Source organism: Polyangium sp. 6x1, from assembly GCF_029946515.1.
Taxonomy (GTDB): domain Bacteria; phylum Myxococcota_A; class Polyangia; order Polyangiales; family Polyangiaceae; genus Polyangium.
The window spans coordinates 80,742-102,722 of record NZ_JARZHH010000023.1; the positions used below are offsets into that span (position 1 = coordinate 80,742).

The 21,981-nt window shown below is 68.5% G+C and carries 17 protein-coding genes; 11 read left to right on the top strand and 6 right to left on the bottom strand.

What is annotated here, in order from left to right:
• The first annotated feature begins 62 nt into the window (after positions 1–62).
• Complete coding sequence (locus tag QHF85_RS22215; protein ID WP_281329270.1) at positions 63–1,433, top strand: MFS transporter; 1,371 nt, start codon at positions 63–65, stop codon at positions 1,431–1,433.
• Positions 1,434–1,457: 24 nt separating this feature from the next.
• Here the strand turns inward: QHF85_RS22215 and QHF85_RS22220 are convergent, their stop codons facing one another.
• On the bottom strand, positions 1,458–3,593 hold the full coding sequence (locus tag QHF85_RS22220) for a hypothetical protein (RefSeq protein ID WP_281329271.1): 2,136 nt from the start codon (positions 3,591–3,593) through the stop codon (positions 1,458–1,460).
• A gap of 312 nt (positions 3,594–3,905) precedes the next feature.
• Here QHF85_RS22220 and QHF85_RS22225 point away from each other — a divergent pair, with 312 nt between their 5' ends.
• Positions 3,906–5,369 carry a hypothetical protein gene (locus QHF85_RS22225; protein WP_281329272.1) on the top strand — a complete coding sequence of 488 codons (1,464 nt, stop codon included), beginning with the start codon at positions 3,906–3,908 and terminating at the stop codon, positions 5,367–5,369.
• A gap of 42 nt (positions 5,370–5,411) precedes the next feature.
• Here QHF85_RS22225 and QHF85_RS22230 read toward each other — a convergent pair whose 3' ends face one another.
• Positions 5,412–6,020, bottom strand: coding sequence for a hypothetical protein (locus tag QHF85_RS22230; protein ID WP_281329273.1), 609 nt, complete (start codon positions 6,018–6,020; stop codon positions 5,412–5,414).
• Between the two features lie 356 nt (positions 6,021–6,376).
• Between QHF85_RS22230 and QHF85_RS22235 the strand changes: the two genes are divergently transcribed.
• From QHF85_RS22235 to QHF85_RS22260, 6 genes are all read left to right on the top strand, one after another.
• Positions 6,377–7,060: a glutathione S-transferase family protein gene (locus QHF85_RS22235; protein ID WP_281329274.1), complete on the top strand. Its 684-nt coding sequence runs from the start codon at positions 6,377–6,379 to the stop codon at positions 7,058–7,060.
• 135 nt (positions 7,061–7,195) lie between these two features.
• Positions 7,196–8,035, top strand: a complete 840-nt coding sequence (locus tag QHF85_RS22240) for a hypothetical protein (RefSeq protein WP_281329275.1) — start codon at positions 7,196–7,198, stop codon at positions 8,033–8,035.
• 47 nt (positions 8,036–8,082) lie between these two features.
• Positions 8,083–9,807 carry a hypothetical protein gene (locus QHF85_RS22245; RefSeq protein ID WP_281329276.1) on the top strand — a complete coding sequence of 575 codons (1,725 nt, stop codon included), beginning with the start codon at positions 8,083–8,085 and terminating at the stop codon, positions 9,805–9,807.
• Between the two features lie 93 nt (positions 9,808–9,900).
• Positions 9,901–10,473: a sigma-70 family RNA polymerase sigma factor gene (locus QHF85_RS22250; protein ID WP_281329277.1), complete on the top strand. Its 573-nt coding sequence runs from the start codon at positions 9,901–9,903 to the stop codon at positions 10,471–10,473.
• Positions 10,470–12,125, top strand: coding sequence for a serine/threonine-protein kinase (locus QHF85_RS22255; RefSeq protein WP_281329278.1), 1,656 nt, complete (start codon positions 10,470–10,472; stop codon positions 12,123–12,125). The genes QHF85_RS22250 and QHF85_RS22255 overlap by 4 nt, the downstream gene beginning before the upstream one ends.
• Before the next feature lie 62 nt (positions 12,126–12,187).
• A complete protein-coding gene (locus QHF85_RS22260) occupies positions 12,188–14,059 on the top strand; it encodes a hypothetical protein (RefSeq protein WP_281329279.1) in 1,872 nt (623 codons plus the stop codon).
• Between the two features lie 42 nt (positions 14,060–14,101).
• Here the strand turns inward: QHF85_RS22260 and QHF85_RS22265 are convergent, their stop codons facing one another.
• Positions 14,102–14,854, bottom strand: coding sequence for a glucose 1-dehydrogenase (locus QHF85_RS22265; protein ID WP_281329280.1), 753 nt, complete (start codon positions 14,852–14,854; stop codon positions 14,102–14,104).
• Positions 14,855–15,061: 207 nt separating this feature from the next.
• Here QHF85_RS22265 and QHF85_RS22270 point away from each other — a divergent pair, with 207 nt between their 5' ends.
• The 3 genes from QHF85_RS22270 (at position 15,062) to QHF85_RS22280 (ending at position 18,614) form a co-directional block, all read left to right on the top strand.
• Positions 15,062–16,249, top strand: coding sequence for an RCC1 domain-containing protein (locus QHF85_RS22270; protein ID WP_281329281.1), 1,188 nt, complete (start codon positions 15,062–15,064; stop codon positions 16,247–16,249).
• Between the two features lie 111 nt (positions 16,250–16,360).
• Positions 16,361–17,218 carry a hypothetical protein gene (locus tag QHF85_RS22275; RefSeq protein WP_281329282.1) on the top strand — a complete coding sequence of 286 codons (858 nt, stop codon included), beginning with the start codon at positions 16,361–16,363 and terminating at the stop codon, positions 17,216–17,218.
• Between the two features lie 508 nt (positions 17,219–17,726).
• Positions 17,727–18,614 (top strand): AraC family transcriptional regulator, encoded by an 888-nt coding sequence (locus tag QHF85_RS22280; protein WP_281329283.1) that lies wholly within the window; start codon positions 17,727–17,729, stop codon positions 18,612–18,614.
• A gap of 6 nt (positions 18,615–18,620) precedes the next feature.
• Here the strand turns inward: QHF85_RS22280 and QHF85_RS22285 are convergent, their stop codons facing one another.
• From QHF85_RS22285 to QHF85_RS22295, 3 genes are all read right to left on the bottom strand, one after another.
• Positions 18,621–19,505 (bottom strand): SDR family oxidoreductase, encoded by an 885-nt coding sequence (locus tag QHF85_RS22285; RefSeq protein ID WP_281329284.1) that lies wholly within the window; start codon positions 19,503–19,505, stop codon positions 18,621–18,623.
• Positions 19,506–20,025: 520 nt separating this feature from the next.
• Positions 20,026–20,937: an SDR family NAD(P)-dependent oxidoreductase gene (locus QHF85_RS22290; protein WP_281329285.1), complete on the bottom strand. Its 912-nt coding sequence runs from the start codon at positions 20,935–20,937 to the stop codon at positions 20,026–20,028.
• Between the two features lie 52 nt (positions 20,938–20,989).
• Positions 20,990–21,958 (bottom strand): AraC family transcriptional regulator, encoded by a 969-nt coding sequence (locus tag QHF85_RS22295; protein ID WP_281329286.1) that lies wholly within the window; start codon positions 21,956–21,958, stop codon positions 20,990–20,992.
• Positions 21,959–21,981: the final 23 nt, after the last annotated feature.

Sequence of the window (21,981 nt, forward strand, 5' to 3'; positions counted from 1 at the left end):
ACACGTCGCTTTTTCGACCCGCTTGTCAAGCCCGAAGCGGTTTGCGGTATCTTGCTCGGCGTATGACCGCCCTCGCCGTCGTCCCTCGGGCCAGGCTCTCGCTCGCGAACAAGCTCGTCTACGCCGCGGGGAACGCCGGCAACGTCCTCGGCTACCAGCTCGTCACGAGTTATGTGCTCCGGCTCTATGCGCCGCCCGACGACAAGGGCACGGCGCTGATCCCCGCGTTCCTGGCCGGCGCGATCCCGACCTACCTCCTCCTGAACCTCGTCGCGCGTGGCTTCGATACGTTCTGGGACCCGATCGTCGCGAACTGGTCCGATCGCAGCAAGCATCGCTTCGGCCGCCGCCGCGCCTTCATGCTCGCGGGCGTCTTTCCCCTCGCGCTCACGGGAGGCCTCATCTTTTTCCCGCCGACGGCCGCCTCGTCGCTGCTGAACGTCGTCTGGCTCGGCGCCATGCTCACGGCGTATTACGCGATGTTCTCGGTGTACGTCGCGCCCTACCTCGCGCTCCTGCCCGAGATCGCGCCCGACAAGCGGGAGAATACCTCGCTCTCGACCTTGCTCGCGGCCGCGGCCCTCCTCGGCGCGCTCTTCGTCATGGTCGTCGCCCCGGCCCTCTTCCTCGGCAAAGGCGGCGACGACCGCGTCGAGCTCCAGACCATGGCCGGAGCCCTCGCTATGCTCTCGTTCCTCCTGATGCTCCTGCCCGTCTTGTTCCTCGACGAACGGCGCCTCTCGGTCCGCGCGGAGGCCTCTGAAACCGAGCCGAGCCACCTCGGCCTCGTGGATTCCCTGCGCGCCACCTTCGCAGACCGCGCCTTTTTGCCTTACGTCTTCGGTTACACGCTGTATTTCTTCGCCTTCAACATGATCTCGACGGGCGTGCCGTTTTATGTCGAGGTGCTCATGGGCCGCCCGCTCGCGGAGGTCGGAAAGCTCCTCGGGCCCATGTTCGGCGTGGCCGCGCTGGTGTTCCCGCTGCTCGGCGGCCTCACGCGGCGTCTGTCCAAAAAGGGCGCCATGATCGGATCGGCGCTCGTCTTCGGCGGATTGATGGCCCTCGTTCCGGTGGTCCGCGACGTCCGGATCGGCATGGCCATCTTTGGCCTCGCGGGTGTGCCGGTCGCGATCTTCATGGCCATCCCGAACGCCATTCTCGCGGACGTCTGCGAGGCCTCCACGCGGCGCACCGGGCAGCGCCGCGAGGCCATGTTCTTCGGGGCGCAGGGGTTCTTGCAGAAGATCTCGCTCGGCGTCTCGACGGGCGTCTTTCAATGGGTGAAGGACGCGCTCGGGAGCTCGGCGGACAAGCCGCTCGGGATTCAGGCCACGGGGCCGCTCGCGACGGTGATTTTGCTGCTCGCGGCGATTGCGTTCGCGAAGTATCCAGAGGCGCGGGTCACGAAGGAGATGGAAGACCCGGCATGACCCGCGAATGCCTCCGCGCCGGCATCAGGGCCGGGGCACCACCGCGTATTGCGGCTCGTTGCTGTAGTCCGGCTTCACGCTCCTCGCCATGAACTTGTCCCAGGCCTCCTTGGCGCCCGGGATCTTCGACTCCGCCGCCGCCGCGATCGCCGGCTGCATGTTCGACGGATACCCTTCCGTGCTCGGCGAGTAGCCGACCATTTCGTTTTCCTGGAGCATGAGCGCGGCCGCCATCTCCGGGCCGCCGCAGGTCGCCGATTCCAGGGCCGAATGCCCCTCGAGAGCCAGCGTCGCTTTGTAGGCCTCACCGAACGTCTGGTAGAACATGCCCGTGGACGTGTCCTTCACGGGGAGGTGATAGACGCTCCCGAAGATCCAGCAGAAGCCGGGATCGACCATGCGCCCGACCGGGAACTTCGCCTTGTAGGCGAGCAGCGGCTCCGCGTCCTCGAAGCCGAGCGCCACCAGGTGGCCGATGCTCCACGTGAAGAAGTCATCCATCCACGGCGCCACCGTGCCGTCGTCGTTGACCGAATAGCCATTGCTGATGTAGCCGAGCGGGTTCGCGTTCGGATCGTCGACATAGGTGGTGTCGTACCAGTCGACGTTGAACCCGACCCGATCGGTGAAATACTTCTTCATCGGATCGGCGTCCGGCGTGATGTATGCCGCTTCCCCCAGCGTCCGCAGCGACCAGGCCTGGCCGCGCGCCTGATCGCTCTTCACGATCCCCTTCTCGAACTCGCGGTAATACGGGTTGTGCTGAAGCATGTTGTAATTCGCCCAGAACTGGAGCTCCTCCAGGTAGAAACGATCCCCGGTGAGCAGATAAGGCAGGTAGGCCAGCGCAGGCTGGTGTGATGAATCGGGGCTGTAGGGGCTCGCGCAGTCGCCCGCGCAGGCGGGGAATGCGTCGGACATGCCGGTGTTCGGGTTGACGGCGTCACCCGGGTTGCCGAGCAACGTCATGTACGCGTGATCGTCGAGCGACACGGGGCGATCCGTCGCTTTGTCGCGGAAGTGAATGGGCCAGCTCCCGCCGCCGTCCGCGGTGCCGAGCGTGGCCCGCTTCGCGCGCGCGTCCATGGAGAGGAGGTAATGGGCGCCCCAGGCCGGCAGGGGGCCAATGTCGATCCTGCCTCCGGTGGCGGGCATGTAGGCCTCTGCCAGGCCGATTCCCATGGGCTCGTACGCCTTCGCGCTGTACGCCGTATCGAGGTTCGCGAGCGCCGTTTCGGCGGGCACCAGCTCCGGATCGAGGTGCGGGACGGCGCCGGTGGAGAGCAGATAAGCGACGTCGTGCTTGACGTCGACCTTCGGATCCTCACCCCACCAGAACGCCTTGCGCCAGCGCGCCTGTCGAATGTGAACGAGACCGCTCTTCGTATAGACGTCCTCCTTGTCGGTCGCGACCGTGACATCGTAGGTGAAGTTTTGCGGGCTCGGCTCGTACGCCCAGTCATTCTCGACGGTCACGTTCACGAGCACGCTCGGATTGCCCGCATACGCGCGAACGTCGAATCGCGCCGTGAGGTGCGGGTGCGCGCCGTCGGCGGAGGCGATCGGCGCCACCACGGACCACTCGGAGACCAAGGGCCCCGAAAGCCAAGCAGAGCCCTCCTTTGCCTCGAGGAGCGAGCGCGCGGAGGCCTCGTATTGCTTGCCCGCGAGATCCACCGCGACCTTCGCGTCGAACGTCGTCGCGAGGAGATCCGACGCCGAGACGGAGGCGCCGCCCTGGGAAGCTTCCGCGGGGTAGAGCTCGAGCGTCGTGCTGCCATTGCCGGGCAGCGTGGGAATGCGCGCCGTCAGCACGGCGTGACGGAGCGAGCCATCGGCGTGCTTCGCCTTGGCGTCGACCTGGAGGGGGACATCCACGCCCTCGATGCGCGCCGCCACGGTGGCGCCGGAGGGCACGTCGCCGACCGCGAACGGCTGCGCGAACGTGACGAGCACGTCCTGCCGATCGGCGGCAGCGCCGCTCTGATCGACGACGACGACGCGGGTAAACGTCTCCCCGAGCGGATTGTGACCGCCGGCGCCCCCCTCGCCGCCCGTCGCCCCGGAGCCGCCGGAGCCGCCGGGATCGGAGCCGCCGCAGGCCACCAGGGAGGCGAGCGCAAGGAGGGTCGTCGTCAGCGAAAAAGCAAGGTTTCTCATCGAGCCATCTCCAGGCACATCGGGCCTTGGGCCGCAGCCGGCCGTGTGCTTGCAAAAGGAGTCGGTGTCGTCCGGACCGCGTACGAGCACAACCACATTCGATTGCGAAGCGCAACGGGATCGACGATGTCGACCGATGTCGACCGATGTCGACTCACGAAATCGTCACACGACGAAGCGTTGCTTCGCTTCCCAGAGACGGATGCGACATGCTAGCGTCCGGGCTTCGAATCGACATCGCCGATATCAATGGGGGTATCGGCTCCGCGTCCCGACGATGGATGATTGCCGTCGGGAGAAAGAGTTTTGGATATGCTGAAATCAACCTTGCTTTCCGCGCGGTTTTTGCTCCCGTTCGTCGGGCTCACGGCTTTGTTCGCGGCTTGCGGCGACTCGTCCGAAACGCCGAACGAGCCGGGTGACGCGTCCTCGTCCTCCTCCGGATCCGGTGGATCGGGCGGCAGCGGTGGTACCGGCGGCGAGGGCGGGGTGAAGCCGCCGACGCCGCCCGGCCCTGACGCGGAGTGGGGGACCGGGAGTGAGGTCGGCTCGCTCGAAGGCGGCGTGTGGACCCCGGGTCACGACGAGAATGGCCTCGTCAATGCCGACTCGTGGGCGCTCGTGCCGAGCGGGCAGTGGATCGAGGTGAACGGTACGAGGCTCGATGCCCTCGACGCCGAGGTGAAAGAAAAGGTCCCGGGCTGGAATGACTACGGCTCGGGGGACTGGAACGCCGTCACGATCGCGTGGAACGCCCCCGCGTTCGACCCGGAGGGCAGCCGCGCGTGGTGGGTCGCCTCCGGCGGGCACGCCGATTCGAGCAACAATGGCATCTACCGGTTCGACGCGTTCCGGATGGCCTATTCCATCGAGCACCTCCCCTCGGACACCACGCTGTGGAGCGACGCCTACAAGTCGGCGAGCACATTCTCGAGCTGCCCGGAGTCGTCCGCGGCGTACGACGCGGCCGTCGCCGCGGGCACCTTGCAGGAGGAGAACGACTGGTTCTACGACGAGGTCTTCTGGGATCGACAGCCGACGGCGCGCCACACGTATTCGGGCGTGGTGTACGTGCCGAAGACGAACGAGCTCGTGATGGCGGTGCGGCGCCTCTGGCGTTATTCGCGCGACGAGGGCAAGTGGGTCTACAAGCGGCTTCCCGCCCTCGAGTGGCAGAACAAGCTGGGCGAGGAGAGCCTCGCCGTCTACGACGAGTACAAGGACCAGCTCCTCGTCGCGTCGTGCGGCTCGAACGGGCCGTGGAGCAATACCTTCGACATGAACACGTCGAATTGGACCGGCGAGGGCACCTCCTGGAATGGCTGGGACTGGAACGGCGCCGCCGATGCGCGCTTCGGCGACCAGGTCGCCATCTTCAAGGTGCCGGAAGATCCCGCGACCGGCCAGTACGCGGCCAAGGGCCTGTACCAGCTATTCGATGTGAAGGAACGCAAGGTCGTGAAGAGCGGCACCGTGCAGTATGCGGACGGCCTCTCGGCGGTCGACTTCCCGGTGGGCGACAGCGCCGGCATGGTGTACATCCCGCCGCTCGACCGTTACTGGGTGGCGGCCAGGACCAAGGAAGGCAAGCTCGGCTGGTTCGAGCTCAATCCCACGACGGAGCCGTGGACGCTCCGCCCGCTGGTGCACGACGGCACGCTCCCCACGCTCGACGGCAGCACCCTCGTGCGCCGCCGCATTCTCTGGATGCCGAAGCTCGACGCGCTCGTGTTCCTCGGGTCCGGGACGAAGAACATCATGGTCTATCGATTCTGAAGGGCGATCCCGCGGAGGCACGACGCCCCGGCCCCGACCTGATCAGGCACCCGGGGCCGGGGGCGCGCCATCAGGGCGCACGTACGAGATCTGGCCGTTGACGATGTAAACGACGCCGGAAGCCCCGGCCTCGAGCCCGTGGTCCTTCGCGTAATGACCCGCGTTCACGACGTTGAACACCACGCCCGCGATGGTGTTGCTCACGCCCTGGAAGTACGCGCAGCACGAATCCTCGCCCATGCACGGAAATTCGTTCTGGTGGAATCCGATCCACGTGTCCGTGCCCGGTACGTACATCCGACTGTAGAGCTCCTGCTCCGCGTGGTCGTTGGTGGTGAAGCGATGCGCCGACTTCTTCTGATCTTTGGTGAAGGTGGCCGCGTTCCACCGGCTGCCGTTCCACACGTAGGCATTGGACCAGAGCTTTGGCTTGTTGACGGGCTTCGTGCTCTTGGTCTCGCTCGACTCCGCCTCCTTCAGCTTGCTGATGGCCTGGTCCAAGAACTTCTTGTGCCTCTGTTCATTGTAATTGGAGAAGCCGTCGAGGAGTCGATCGCGGTAGTCTTCCCAGGTCTCGTCGGGCGCCTTGGGGTTTGATTTGACGTGCGGTAGGAAGTGCTTGAACGTCCATTTCTCGACGTTGGTCTTCATCTCCGCCCGCTGCGCCACCGCCCCTCGAGACCGGGAAGCGAGGGCCGGGTGGGCCGGACGCCCCGTTGCCGGGGGATGCGCGGCCTTTGCCTGCACCGTCGCCGGGTGCGGCGGCCGCTCCACCGTCCGTCCGAAGGCGGGTTTGGGCTGCACCGCGGTCGCTGGGTGCCGCGCCTTGGGCTGCGCCACCGTCGCTGCATGCGGTGGCCGCCCAGCCACCCCCTGCCCGCCTCGAATGCCCCGCGTCGCGTCGCTCATCCTTGCGCCCCTGCCATGGTCGCGCGATCTTTCACGTAAGCGAGCCCTCGGGCCACTTTCCTGTCGCGAACGATGGCCGGGGCGGTAGAGTTCGGCGCGTGTACACCCTCTACATCGCCAACAAGAACTACTCGTCGTGGTCGCTCCGGCCGTGGATCCTCATGCAGGAGGCCGGCATTCCTTTCGAGGAGCGGATGCTCCCGTTTGGCGACGAGGCCGCGTGGGCGCCCTTCCGCGCGCTCACGCCGGCCGGGAAAGTGCCGACGCTCGTCGACGAGGGGCGCGTGGTATGGGATTCTCTCGGCATCGTCGAATACCTGGCCGAGAGGCACCCCGGCGTCTGGCCGCGTGATCCCGACGCCCGCGCCTTCGCGCGCTCGGCGGCCGCGGAGATGCATTCGGGCTTCACCGCGCTGCGCGCGCAGTGCAGCATGAACATTGGCATTCGCGTGCGCTTGCGCGAGACGCCGCCCGCGCTCGCGCGCGACGTCGGGCGCATCTCCGCATTGTGGACCGAGGGGCTTTCGCGGTTCGGCGGGCCGTATCTCGCCGGCGACGCGTTCACGGCCGTGGACGCCTTCTTCGCGCCCGTCGTCTTCCGCGTGCAGACGTACGGCCTGCCCCTCTCGGAGGCGGCGGCGGCCTACGCGGCGCGGATGCTCGAGCGCCCGTCGATGCGAAGGTGGTACGCCGAAGGGCTCGCCGAGACGTTCCGCGACGAAAGCCACGACGCCGAATGCCGCACCGTCGGGGAATGGACGGCGGACCTCCGGGCGACCTGAGTCGGCCGGGCTTCGAAAAAAAACGCGGGGGGCATGTCGGGTCGGGGCTTCGTCTTGCGGACGTAGGGGCAACGGCTCTCCGGCGCGCTCAGGGTGGGCGATCCGGAGGGCCTTCACGGACCCCGGAGACGACCCATGCAGCCCACGATCCTGAAGACCCTCGCCCTCCTCGCCCCGTTTGCCGCCCTCCTCGCCGCCTCCTCGCCCGCCTCCGCGGGGACGAGCTGTGTCGACCTTCGCTGCGCGAGCTCGGCGAGCTGGAGCGACAGCAGCTTCGGCGCCTCGTACTCGTTCTGGACGGGCGTCATGACGAAAAAGGACTTCCCGACCAACACGAGTTACGGCGCCGATTACCTCCGGATGGGCGCCGACATCTACGGCACGGCGAAGGCGTTCGGCGTCTCCCAGCCGATCGTCGATTCCTACGCCATGGCCTACAACAACAACGCCTTCGCCTCGGGCAAGGTCCAGGTCGCGACCGCCGGCATCGTCCTGTATTCGGACGCCATCTCGACCGAGCTCGATTTCGGCTGGTCTCGTTCCTTCTTCAAGGCCGACGACGGCATCAGCCTGCTCGGCGTCGGCATCGACCTCGACGCCGAGGTGGGCGGCGAGCTCGGCGTGACCATCTACCCTCAATTTCTCGACGGCGTCATCTCGCTCATCGCGGAGCCCTATGCAGCAGCTTACGCCGACGTGGACGCGCACGCGGGCGCCTCGTGCGCCAGCGTCGGCGTGAGCGGCTCGCTCACGGCCCTCGACCTCCACCTCCCGGCCTCGATCGGCGTCTCGGTGCCCAAGAACAACAGCATGAGCGTGATGATGAACCTCTCCTACGACCTCCACACGCTCGACGGAAAGCTCAAGGTCAACCTCGACTATTGCCTGGACAGCGCCAGCAAGACGCTCGTCGATTTCGACGGGTTCACGACCTCGGATACGCTGTTCGCGAAGTGGGGCAGCTTCTCCTGGTGATCCTCCCGCCCTGACAAACCGGACACGCCCGCTGGAGGAGCCCCACCATGAAACGCCGCTGGTCCCCGCTCGCCGCCCTTCCCCTGCTCGCCGCCACCCTGCTCGGAGGAGGCGCGCTCCTCCAGCGCGCGGATCCCACCGTATCGGCCACCGCCGCCACGGCCGCGCCTTCGCCGGCCGAGGCTTCGAGCGCGCCGAATGCACGCGCCGAGGCCGCCGAGCGACGCGTGTATGCCGTGACGCTCTCGCAGCATGTCACGATCGGCGGGGATACGTTCGTCGAGACGCGCCTCGAAGGCCGCATTTCCTTTCTGCCGATCCCGGGCACGGACCTCACCGAAGCGCGCCTCGTCGATGTGTCGCTCGACGTGTCCGGCGGAGAATCGCCGTCGATGGCCGATCTTCGCCGCCCGGTCCTGCTCGTCCGTGATGCGCAAGGCCGCCTCGAAGGCGTGCGGTTCGACGCGCGGACCGACAGGGCGAGCCGCCTGCTCCTGACGAGCCTCGTGACGGCGACGCAATCCACGCACGGTAAAGGCGCGGCCTGGTCCGCGGACGAAAAGGACGGCTCCGGCGTGTACCGCGCCGATTACGAGCGAAAAGGCGAGCGCACGATCGCGCGGCGCAAGCGCGGGTACGTGCGCATGCACGAGGGCCTCACGCCGCTCTCCGCCGAGGGGGATTTGCATCTCGTCGTGGATGGAGCGGGCGGCATTGAATCGGCGACGGCCCACGAGGTGTCGCGCACGTCGCGAACCACCGCGCTCGGGGACGTCGCGGGGGAGCTCGAGGTCGCGCTGCGCCTCGTCGACCGCGCGCAGGTTTCGATCGTCGAGCTCGCCGCGGCGCGTGCGCTCGCCGGCGCCTACGAAGCCCCGCAGATGGCCGCGCCGAGGCAGGACCGCCGCGCGAGCAAGCGGGACATGGACGAGCGGCGCGCCGCGGGACACGACCTCGCCGAGCTCCGCGCCGCCTTCGCGGCGACGGACGGGCAGCCCCGGGAAAAGGTCGGGCCGCGGCGTGCGACGCTCCTCCACACGGCCGGCGCCCTGTTTCGTATCCGGCCCGAGGAGGCGCTCGAAGCGGGCAAACAGCTCGCCGCGGGCGACGTGACGGACGCCGAGGCGAACTTCCTCGCCGGTGGGCTCGGCGCGGCGGGCACCGAGGAGGCGGCGCACGCGCTCGCGGAGACGCTGACGAGCCCGGAGGCGACGATCGAGGCGCGAAGGCAGTCCGCCGTGAGCCTCGCGATGATGCCCGTCGCCGACGCCGACACGGTCGCGGCGCTCTCGAAGGGCGCCGAGAGCGACGATCCGGCGCTGCGCAACCTGAGCACGATGGCGCTCGGCGCCGAGGGGCGCACGCTCGCCGCGAATGGCGACGTCGGCGAAGGGCTCGATCCGGTCGCCGGCCTGCTCGCTCGTTATGCGAGCGCGACGGACGACGTCGAGCGGGACATGCTGCTCGCGGCGCTCGGAAACAGCGGCGATGCGCGGGCCTTCGAGGTCCTCCGCGGCGCGCTCGTGTCCCCGACGCTCGCGCCGACGGCGGCCTACGCATTACGATTCATCGCCGCGCCCGACGTCGACGCGCTCCTGCATACCCTCGGGACGACGTCGCTCGACCGCGAAGTGCGGCGGGCGACGTACCGCGCGGCCTTGTTCCGGGACGCGAGCCTGTGGCTTCCATGGCTCGAAATCGCGCTCGCAAAGGAAAACGACACGCAGGTCCTCGAAGCGATCCGCGCTGCCATCGCCCACATGGCGCCGTGAGGGGCGCGCTTTCGTGGGGCCGAATGCCGAGGGGCGCTGCGCTGCTCGGCTCTTTACACGCGCGTAAAAATCCCGTGATGATGGCCTCTTGCCATGCACCACGAGGTCACGCGGATCATCGCCGAGATTGCTGCGGGGCGAGAGCAGGCGACCCAGGAGCTCTTGCCCCTCGTTTATCAGGAGCTGCGCCGCATCGCGGCGGCGCAAATGGCGCGCCTCCGGCCGGGCGATACACTTCAGCCGACGGCGCTCGTGCACGAGGCTTATCTGAAGCTCGTCGGGTCGCCGGGGCCCGGCTGGAGCGGGCGGGGGCATTTCTTCGCCGCGGCGGCGCAGGCGATGCGCGAGATCACCGTGGACCACGTGCGCAGGAAGGTCGCGGCGAAGCGCGGCGGCGGACAGCGGGCCGAGCCCCTCGACGTGGAAATCGCCGTCGACGCGGATTTGCTCGGCATCGAGGACGTGCTCTCGATCAACGCGGCGCTCTCTCGCCTCGAGGCCGAGCATCCCCGCAAAGCGCGGGTCGTGGTGATGCGGTTTTTCGGCGGATTGCAGGACCAGGAGATCGCGGAGGCGCTCGGCGTCACGACCCGCACGGTCGAGCGGGAATGGCGCTTCGCCCGGGCCTATCTGCACGACGTGCTCTCCCGCGGAGCGCAGCCGTGACGACGGCGCGGCCCGATCCGCTGCGCGTCGAGGAGCTCTTCGACGCCGCCGTCGATCGGGGGCCCGAGGAGGCGCGGCGCCTGCTCGACGCCGAATGCGCGGGCGACGTGGCGCTCCGCGCGGCCGTGGAGCGGCTGCTCGATCATGATCGGAAAGCCGATCCTGATTTCCTCGCGCCGCGCCCCTTGCTGCTCTCCGAGGCGCTCCGCGACGAGCGGGCGCGGGCGGAGCACGTCGCGCGGCCCCCCGCGGTTTTCCCCGATGCCCCCCCCATATCGGCGCGAATCGGCCGATACGTCGTGGTGCGCAAGCTCGGCGAGGGGACGATGGGCGTCGTTTGCATGGGCTACGATGAAACGCTCGATCGTCGCGTGGCCATCAAGCTCTTGCGCCCGAGCGTGGCCGGCGTGGGCTGGCTCCTGCGCGAAGGCCAGGCCCTCGGCCGCCTCGCGCACCCGAACGTGGTCGCCATTCACGAGGCCGGCGAGCACGAGGGCCGCGTGTACCTGGCCATGGAGTTCGTCGAGGGCCCCACGCTGCGCGCCCACCTCGCCGAGCGCCCGCGCCCTTTTCACGAGGTATTGGGCCTCTTCCTCGGGGCCGCGCGCGGCCTCGCCGCGGTGCACGACGCGGGCCTCGTGCACCGCGATTTCAAGCCCGAGAACGTGCTCCTCGGCAAGGACGGGCGCCCGCGGATCGTCGATTTCGGGATCGCCGCGCTCGTCGGGCGGGGCGCGCGGGCGAACGGCGAGGCGGAGCGCGAGGCCGAGCCCACGAGCGGGAAGGCCGGGCCGCTCGACGTGTCGCTCCTGCCCTCGGGTGCCATCGTCGGGACGCCGGCGTTCATGGCGCCGGAGCAGCTCCGCGGGGAGCGCGCGACCGCGGCGAGTGACCAATGGAGCTATTGCGCGGCGCTCTACCACGCGGCGTATGGCGTGCCCCCTTATTCGCTCGACGGTGATTTCGTCGCGCTCTCGCGCCGCGTCGTCGAGGGCGCGCCGGAGATCCCGGCGCAGCGCGGGAAGGCGCCTGCGTGGCTCGGGCCGATCCTCGTCACGGGACTGGCGAAGGATCCCGCGGCGCGGTTTGCCTCGATGCACGCGCTGCTCGCGGCGATCGAGGCGCATTTGCCCCGGGATCCAGTGCTCGACCGCCTCGTGATCCGGCGCGAGCTCGTGACCTTGCGCGTGGCGCTCCTCGGCGCCGTGATCGTGATCGGCGGCCTCGCCTCTCGCCGGCTCCTCCACGCCGAGGTGACCTTGAAGCTCGTCGTGGTGGTGAATGGCGCGATCTTGCTGATGGTCCTCGTGATCATCGCATGGCGGTGGCGGGGGCTCTCCCAGAACCGGATCGGGCGGCGGGCGGCCGCGATCGTCGTCGGGGTGGAGGGCGTGATGCTCGTGCACCGGCTCATCGCCATGCGACTCGGGACGCCGCTCGACCACGTCCTCGTGAACGATCTCGTCCTGCTCGCGGCGGTCCTCGGGACGCTCGCCTTGACGGAGCGGCGACGGATCGCGCTGCCCGCGGCGATCGCAATGGCGGGGGCGCTCGTCGGAATCTTCCTCCCGAGCGCCGCGAGCCTGATCTACCTCGGGGCGGGTTCGCTCGTCCTCATGCTCCTGATTGCGGACGTGATCCGCGAGCGGTGACCGCGGACCGACGGGCCTTCCGGATTGCTTCCTGCGCAAAAAACGGTTATGTCGGCGGCATCATGCTTCGAGGCCGCGGCATTTTCTTTCTCTCCTTCCTCCTCGGCTGCTCTGCATCGCCGCCGCCGCCGCCGAAGACGACCCCCACGCCTCCGATCGTCGTCGCGCCCGCGCCCGCGCCTGCGGAGACGGCGGCCCCCGCGACGGTGGCCCCGCGCGCCGACGCAATCGAACCGTTGCTCGAAGCATTGCAGCGCGACAAGAGTCCCGCTTGGACGGACCATGTCGCCGAGATCGCCGACCGATTCGGCGGACCGGGCCTCGTCCGCGCGCTCGATGTCGTCGATACGACGACGCCGGAGGGGATGTTTCTCCAGACCAGGTACCTCATGGATGCGCTCCGCCAGGTCGCGGACCCGCGCAGCGCCGACCCGCTCCTCGCCTGGGTCGAGGCGAACAAGCCGTCGATGCACTGGCAAGGCGTGGTCGGCGCTCGGCTCGCGGAGGTCGGTGACCTCCGGGCCCTGCGTCTGCTCGCGGAGCGAATGAAGCACAAGCCGAGCGACCTTTATGCAGAGGAGCGCTGGTGGGAGCAGGATACCAATGGTCATCACTTCCTCCGCGACGATCAGCGCGTCCGACTGGCGCGTCGCCTGATCGACCTCGCGGCGATGCACCCGGACAAGGTCGACGAGATCCGGGCGGCTGTCGAGGACGCCCTCGTCGCGTGGACCCGTGAAATGTCGGACCACCCGGAGGACAGTGCAATGGCGCTCCTCGCGGCGCTTCGATCCCCGAAGGGGCTCGGCCTCCTCCGCGGATGGGCCTTCCCGAAGACGCCGCTCCCGGCGAAGGGCGCGTCGCCGCCTTTCCCCTACACCATCCAGCTCGCACAATCCGGTCTTGGCTACATCGGGATGGCCCACGACGAGCCGTCGTTCCCGAAGCTTTTGGCCCAGCTCGAACGCAAGAAGGATCCCGCGCTCGACATCACCGAGGACGCGCTGACCACGGCCCCGATCGCGATGCTCGGCATGGCGCTGCGCGCGCTCGCATATGGCGCGTCCGAGGGGCTCGCTCATTTTGCGGATCCACGCGCGGTGCAACCCCTCATGAAGCTCATCGAGGACACGACCTGGCACGAAGAGGCGCGCCTCGAGGCTTGTGAGGCGCTCGCCTGGTGCGCGGACGACGCGACGAAGGCGAGCCTCTTCCCGAAGATCAAGGCACAGATCGCGAAGGGCGGGCCCAAGTCCGACTTCGTCGCTTCGTGTTATGGGGAGGTCTTCTCGGAGCGCGCTGCACCGGCGAACGTGATGGATATGGTCGATCTCTTCGACAGCGCGACGCTCGGCGACGTGCGTCGCTCCATGGCCCACGGGCTCGCCTTGATCGCGCTCGACCCATCGGCGCAGGCGAAGCTCGAAGCGAACCTCGGCGACAAGGCGCGTCGCGTCGACGCGGCGGTCGCGCTCCTGCTCGGGGGCTCCGGCTCGATGGCGCGGCTGCTCTCGGCCATCGACGGCTTCGACGAGCCGGAAAAAGAGCAAATCAAGATGGGGCTCACGAGTGTCCCGAGCCCCATCACGGACGAGGATCCAACCTTCGCGAGGCTCATTCGCTTCGGGACGCGCGCCGGCGACGCCGCGGACGTGGTGGTGCGCGGCGTGCGTCAGACGTGGGTGGGTGACGCCGTCGCAGCGGGGCTCGGGGACGTCGGGCACTGGGGGAGACCGCACGCCGTGTCGCGCACCGTGCTGCGATACCGACTCTTTCACGCGGCGCAAACCGATGCGACGAACCGTCGTGGGATCATCACGATGCTCGTGCTCATGAAAGAGCGCGGCGCGCTCCTCGCGCTCGCCGATACGAAAAGTGATGCGGCGGCGCCGGCGGTGAAGGCGCTCGCGGGGCTCGGAAAAACCTCGCCCTGAAGCGAGGGTTTTCCGGCCGACGAGGCGAGCGCGCAGGCTTTTTCAGGTGATCATGTACCCGCCGTCGATGGCCAGGCTGGTCCCCGTCACATACGACGACCAATCCGACAGGAGGAACACCACGGGCTTCGCGATCTCCTCCGACCGCGCGTAACGTTGCATCGGCACGCCCGACGTGAATGCCGCGAAGACCGACTGGCCCTGGTCCACGTGGTTCCAGATCTCCGTCTCCACCGGCCCGGGCAGCACCGCGTTCACGCGGATCCCCTCGGCGGCGTAATCCACCGCCGCTGCCTTGGTCATGCCGACGAGCCCGTGCTTGGCCGTCGAATACGCGCCGAACGTCCCGGCCCCGACGAGGCCCAGGATGGAGGCGCAGTTGACGATGGCACCGCCGCCGGTCTTGCGCATCGCCCGGATCTGGTGCTGCATGCAGAGCAGCACGGAATCCAGGTTGACGGCCATGAGCTTGCGGTATTCCTCCACCGGCAGGTCCGCGAGCCGCCCGATCGGCCCGGGAATCCCGGCGTTGTTGAACGCGCCGTCCAGACGCTCGAAGGCCTGCAGCGTGCGCGCCACGAGCGCCTCGATGTCCGCGGGCACGGAGACGTCCGTGCGCACGAAGAGCGCCTTTCCGCCCTCGCTCCGGATGCGCTCCGCGAGCGCTTCGCCCTTTTCCTCGCGGCGGCCGGCGAGGACCACCTTCGCGCCCTGGTGCGCGGCCGTGAGCGCCGTCGCCTCGCCGATGCCCGACGTCGCGCCCGTGACAATGATTACTTTATCCCTGAGAAGCATGCTCGTTCCACCTTTTCCGCCCCCCGAGCCGCATACTCCTCAGTTGGCGCGGAGGTCAATGCGATTGCGCACGGCCATGGGCCGAAAGCTCGCGGGGCCGCGCGGGCCGTCGGGGGGCGATGGAAGAGCGAGCGTCCCGGCTCCTTCCTCCCGCGGCCCAATCATGCTTCCCCGCGCCGCGCTTCCCATCGGCGCTACACTCGGGGCATGAAGCGCTTCGGCTCGTTTGCTTGCCTCGCCGCTCCTCTGTTCGTCGCCTGCGCGGGTCCGGTCGACTCCGTCCCCCTCTCCGGCGATCCTCCTCCCCCGACACCCGCCACGGAGGAATTTTTCTTCCCGGCCCCGATGACGCAGATCGCCGCGGCCGAGGTCGCTTCGTTCGTCGTGCTCGCCGACGGCACCGTCTGGGGCTTTTCGAATGTGCCTCAACCCTCGATCGTGCCCGAGAAGAACGCACCGTTTTATGGGGTGCAGGATCGGACTCCGAGGCGCATCGAGGGGCTCGACGACGTCGTCTCCGTCGCCTTCCGTTTCCGGCACGGCTGCGCGCTGCACCGCGATGGCACGGTGTCGTGCTGGGGGGACAACCGTAACGGTCAGCTCGGCATTGGCAGTCGGACTTCGACGCGGGTCCCGACGAAGATCGGCGGCCTCGAACATGTCGTCGAGGTCGACGTGGGGGAATGGCATAGCTGCGCGCGCCTGGAGGGCGGACGGGTCACGTGCTGGGGCGAGCGGACGGCCTATTTCCCGACGAATCCATTGAAGGACGGGTCCGTCCTCGATTTGACGCCGTTCGAGCTCGAGATCCTCCCGCCGATGGGCGGGCTCGCGTTGAGCCGCCTGCATACGTGCGGGACGACGACGGCGGGCGAGGTGCGGTGCTGGGGCAACCTCTGGCCGGAGGATTCTTCGGTCGGGATCTCGCTCGACGAGCAGCTCGCCTACCGCGATTTTCGCCTGACCGCGGCACCCGCGCGGCTCTTGCATGGAAGCTGCGTGCTGCAAGTCGGAGGCACGCTGGCGTGCGCCTGTCAGAACGAGGAGGTCTCGCTTTCGGACGAGAAGCTCCCGTGTTATGGGCAGGAGGAGGCGGTCTCGTCGTTCGGCGCGGACATCGTCGACGCCGACATGCAGATGGCGCAAGCGTGCGCGATCTTCGGTGACGGCGCCGTTCGCTGCAAAGGTGGATTTCGGTCGACCTTCGGCGACGTGACGCCTTGGATGTACGAAGCGTGGGAGCCGATCGAGGGGCTCGTTTCCCCCTCGGCCGTCGCCGTCGGCGTCGATGCGTGCGTGATCGACGGGGATTGCTTGAAATGCTTCGGTCCTTGGATCGGGCGGGAGCCGAGGAAGATCGGATGTTACGTGCCGCCGCCGGAAGAGCCTCATTGAGAGAGGCGAACATGCCGGAAGCGCCGCGGCCCCACATCGGCGCGTGATCGATGGAACTCACCTTGCTTCGCCGCGGGACATGGCACGTTGCCGCCCACGCCGGAGCATTTCATGAACGGAAATTCCTCCTCCCGATTCGCGCACTTCGCGCGTTCGCTCGTTTTCACCCTCCGCAGCGCCGCATCCACGATCTTCGTCTGTGCGCTCGTCGCGCCGTGCGTCCTGACCACGACGGCGGACGCCTTCGCCAATCCGGCCGCCTGGGGAGGAACCGAGGGAATGGCGGCGCTGCAGGGCAGGATCTACATCGTTCAGAATAGCCGGCTGCACCGCGTCCGTTCCATGGATGGAGGCTGGCGCGTGCTCGGGGATCCGGCGTGGGCGGGGACCGAGGCGATCACGGCGCTCGGGCACAGATTGTACATCGTGCAAAACAAGCGATTGCACCGCGTCGATCCCGCCGACGGAAAATGGCAGGTGCTCGGGGCTCCGGCGTGGGCGGGGACCGAGGCGATGACGGCGCTCGGGCACCGGCTGTACATCGTGCAAAACAGTCGATTGCACCGCGTCAATCCTACCAATGGAAAATGGCAGGTGCTCGGAGATCCTGCGTGGGCGGGGACCGAGGCAATGACGGCGCTCGGCGGGCGGCTGTACATCGTACAAAACAGTCGATTGCACCGCGTCGATCCCACCGATGGAACGTGGCAGGTGCTCGGGGACCCGGCGTGGGCGGGGACCGAGGCAATGACGGCGCTCGGCGGGCGGTTGTACATCGTGCAGAACAGTCGATTGCACCGCGTCGATCCCGCGGACGGAACGTGGAAGGTGCTCGGGGATCCGGCGTGGGCGGGGACCGAGGCGATGACGGCGCTCGGCGACCGGCTGTACATCGTGCAGAACAGTCGATTGCACCGCGTCGACCCCGCCGACGGAAAGTGGCACGTCCTGCCCTCTCTTCCGCAATGAATCTCACAGGATCGGTCATGGGAACGACCCAAAGGGAGGTCCCGGTTGCCGCGATGCGTCATGGGGACGTCCCAAAGGGAGGTCCCGGCGGTCGGGATGCGTCATGGGGAAGTCCCAAAGCCAGGTCCCGGCGGTCGGGATGCGTCATGGGGAAGCCCCAAAGCCAGGTCCCGGCGGTCGGAGTGCTCTTTGGGGAGGCCCCATGGCGAGGTCCCCGCAGTCGGGATGCGTCATGGGGAGGCCCCAAAGCCAGGTCCGGCCGCTCGGAGTGCTCTTTGGGGAGGCCCCAAAGCCAGGTCCGGCCGCTCGGAGTGCTCTTTGGGGAGGCCCCAAAGCCAGGTCCGGCCGCTCGGAGTGCTCTTTGGGGAGGCCCCAAAGCCAGGTCCCGGCGGTCGGGGTTGTCTTTGGGGAGGCCCCAAAGCCAGGTCCCGGCGGTCGGCCCCCGCCGGCAGGCCCACGCAGATGCACGATCCTACCCCCGTCGGGCAAATGAGGCAGACTGGAGGGCGTGGATCCTTGGCACGAGCTGACATCGACGATCCTCCGCCACGTGGGGCCCGCGCCCGTCGCGTCGTGGAGCAACGAGACGCTCGGGCTGACGTTCGTGGCGGTGCGGCAGACGCTCGAGCCGCGCCCCCACGTCTACGAGCCTGGGTTCGCGCTGGTGGTCCAGGGCGAAAAGGAGCTCGTGCTCGGCGACCAGGTGTTCACGTGCGGAAAGGGCGCGTCCCTCGTCGTCTCCGTCGACCTGCCGATGACCTTCCGGATCCCGTCGGCGACCCCCGAGAGGCCGTACGTCGCCCTCGCGATGGCGGCTCGCCCGGCGCAGGTGGCGACGCTCCTCCTCGAATCGGCGACGATCGAGCGCGCGCCCGTGGAGGCGATCGGCGTGGGCGTCAGCGAGGCGGCGGAAGACCTGCTCGACGCGGTGGTACGCCTCGTGCGCCTGCTCGACCGCCCGCGTGATCTTCCGGTGCTCGGCCCGCTCGTCGAACGCGAGATCCTCTGGCGGCTCCTTTGCAGCGAGCAGGGGCCGCGGCTCCGGCAGATCGGCCTCGCCGACAGCCGGCTCTCGCAGCTCGGCCGGGCCATACGATGGATGCGCGACAACTACGCCGCGTTGCTGCGCATCGAGGATCTCGCGCGCATGGCGGCGATGAGCGTCACCTCGTTCCACCGCCACTTCCGCGCGGTGACGCTCATGAGCCCGCTCCAGTACCAGAAGCGGATCCGCCTGCAGGAGGCGCGCGCGAGGCTCCTCGGCGGCCGCGAGGATGTGGCGGCCATCGCCCACGCCGTCGGCTACGAGAGCCCGTCGCAGTTCAGCCGCGAGTACAAGCGCGCGTACGGCGCGCCCCCCGGCGTCGACGCGAGGAGCCTGCGCGCGCGGCGCTGACCCACGTCAGGCGTCGAAGTACGTGCCCTTTTCGAGGTCCTCGAGCAGGCCACGCTCGGTCGGCGCCCATCCGAGCCGCTCGCGGGTGAGCGCGTTCGAGGCGGGACCATCCATGGCGAGGACGTGGCCGATGAAGCCGAGGATCGACGCGGCCTCCTCGGGCGACTTCGAGACGGCAGGCACGCCGAGACGCCGTCCGATCACCTCCGCGACGGCGCGGATGGGCACGCCTTCGTCGTCGACGGCATGGTACCTCGCACCCGCGATCCCCTTCTCGAGCGCGAGCCGGTAGAGGCGCGCAGCGTCGAGGCGATGCACGGCGGACCATCGGTTCTCGCCGGCGCCGACATACGTGACGAAGCCCTTCTCTCGCGCGCTCTGGATGAGGCTCGGGACCATGCCGCGGTCGCCGTCCCCGTGCACCGACGGCGAAAGACGGATCACCGAGGCACGCACACCCCGCGCCGCGAGCGCCAAGGCGATCTCCTGGGCCTTGCGCGGGAGCGACGAGCTTCCGACGTCGTCCTCGGTGAGAAGGCGCCCGGGCGCGAGGCCAATGGTGCCGCCCGTGATGACGATGGGACGATCGGAGCCGACGATCGCCGCGCCGAGCGCTTCGAGGGCGGCCTGCTCGGCCCTCGCGCTGGCCGCGAAGTTCGAGAAGTCGTGGTCGAAGGCGCAGTGAATGACGCCGTCGGCTTCGGACACGCCACGCTTCAAGCTGTCGAGGTCGGCGAGCGACCCGCGGAGCACGCCCGCGCCCGCGCGCTCGAGCGCCGCAGCGGAAGCCTCGGACCGCGCGAGCCCGAGGACGTTGTGGCCATGGGTGAGGAGCTCTCGCACGACGGCGGATCCGACGAATCCCGTCGCACCGGTGATGAAGATACGCATGGTGTTCTCCCTTCGGCTGGGAAGCCTAGGGATCGCGCCTGGTCGACATGTAGAACGGACCGCTCCGTTTCTTGCCCAATCCTGCCAAACGCACGAGGAGGCGCTTCGCTGGGGCTTTGCCCCAGGCCCCAGCAGGGGCTATCCGCCCCTGCACCCGGACCAGCGCCCGCGCTGGACTGAGGGTCGATGAACTGCGCTCCGCGCAGTTCATCGAACAGCCGGGTCAAGACCAGCAGGCGATCCTGCCAGCCAAGACAGCCGCGCTGACGGTTCAACGGGCGACGTGGTACCAACGGCCTGTGGGACGAACTGCGCATCGCGCAGTTCGTCCCCCAAAGGTCCAGGGCTGGCCCTGCAAAGAGGGGGCGGACAGCTTTAAAAATTTTCCCCGCATCGACTGCGCTTCGCGCAGTCGATGCCCAGAGGTCCAGGGCTGGCCCTGGTTCGGGTCGAGGGGCGAATAGCCCCCGCGGGGCCCGGGGCAGCGCCCCGGCGCGGCGCTCCCGGCTGAGACCCGTGCTCAGGTTTGGGGAGGGCGGGAGAGCTTCAGCATCTCGCGTCCCACGTCGGTGTCGGCGAAGTCGGGGAGGCCGTCGGCGTCGGTGCTTGCGCTGAGGGCTCGGTGGGCGTCGTCGCTTTCGCCGAGCTCTTGCAGCGTCAGCTTGGCGAGCACGTATGCGTCGCTCCCGAGCAGCAGGCGTCGCGGCTGCTTCTCCATGGACGCGAGCTCGAGCAGCACCTTCGCTGCTTTCTCGGGCACGCCGCGCGCCGCGCTGGGGTTGCCTCGGAGCCGCTTGTTGGTCGCGCCTACGCTGGCTTCGTAGTCGGGTTGCGTCGTGTGAATCTTCATCGAGCTGCCCGCCCAGTCGGTGCCGAAGCCGCCCGGCTCGACGATGGTGACTTGAATGCCGAGGTGCGCGACCTCGTTGCGCACGACCTCGCTGAAGCCTGCGACGGCGAACTTCGCCGCCTGGTAGGCGCCGAGGCCCGGCGTGCCGCCGCGACGGCCGCCGATGGAGCTGATTTGCAGGATGCGCCCGCTGCGTTGCTTGCGCATCACGGGTAGCACCGCGCGCGTGACATGCACGACGCCATAGAAGTTCGTGTCGATCTGCGCGCGGAAATCGTCGAGCGGGATGTCTTCGGCCGAATCGATGTTGGCGTAGCCCGCATTGTTGACGAGCACGTCGATGCGACCGAAGGCGTCGATCGCTCGACTCACGGCGAGCACGGCTTGATCGGGCTGCGTGACGTCGAGCGCCACTGCCTTCACGCGGTCGCCGTATTGTTTCACGAGGTCGTCCAGATCGGCGGGCTTGCGCGCCGTGGCGACGACGCGGTGGCCGGCGGCGAGCACGCCGAGGGCGAGGGCGCGGCCGAGGCCACGCGAGCTACCGGTGATGAACCAGACCTGCGCGTTGTTCTTCGTCATGCCCGTAGCATCGTGCTCCGAGCGCCCGTCCTCAAATCCGATCGCGCCACAGTTACATCGAATCACGCCAACGATGCGGGGTGGTCCCCTCCCAGGCGCGGAACGCCCGCGTGAAGGAGTTGACCTCGTCGAAGCCGAGCAGGAAGGCGATCTCGTTGACGTCGACGTCGTCCTTGCGCAGGAGGCGCAGCGCGGTGTGATGTCGAACCTCGTCGAGCACGTGCTGATAACTGACCCCGAGCTCGCCGAGTCGCCTTTGCAATGTGCGCGTGCTCAGGGAGAGCTCGCGCGCCACCTTCGCGACGCTCGGCCGCTCGCCCGACATGCGGCGCGCGAGGACCGCGCGGACCTCGTCGACGAACGAGCCCTGTTCGAGCGGCGCGAGCTTCTGGTCGAGGCTCGGGAGGAGAATCTGCAAAAGATCGGCGTTGTGCGTGACGAAGGGCGTCGAAAGGAGGCGCTCCTCGAGGACGAGCGCGTCGCGTTCTGCGCGGAATCGCAGCGGGCAGCCGAAGAAGCGCATCAGCATGGGCTCGTCGCTGCGCGCACGCGAGAGCTCGACGCGCTTTGGCGCGAGGGCGAGCCCGCTGCCTCGTTGCAAGAGCACGAGGAGCGAGGCGAGGGATGCATCGACCAGGCGCGGGGGCATGGGGCCGGGCGCGTGCAGGTAGGTCGTGTGAATCGCGACCTCTTTCCCCTTCGTGTCGAGGGCCATGTCCTTCGGCCCGCAGAGCCGTTTGTAGCGGGCGAGCTTGGCCAAGGCGGTGCCGAGGTCGGGCGAGTGCAGCGCCGCGAGTGACGAGATGTCGTATTCGTGCACCTGCGTCTCCGTCGCCAACCGAAGGCCGACGTCGGGGGCCGACGACGCGCCGAGCGCTTCCCAGAAGGTGAAAAACTGCTCGGTGCTCAGCTCGCCGCTTACCGGCACGCGCGCGGCGGCGGTCGCGTGGGCCGTGTTCGCTCCGACGCGCGCGAGCCGAGCGCGCACCGTGGGCGAGAGGTGGACGAGGTCACGGTTCATTGCGGAGGAAGATACCGAATCGA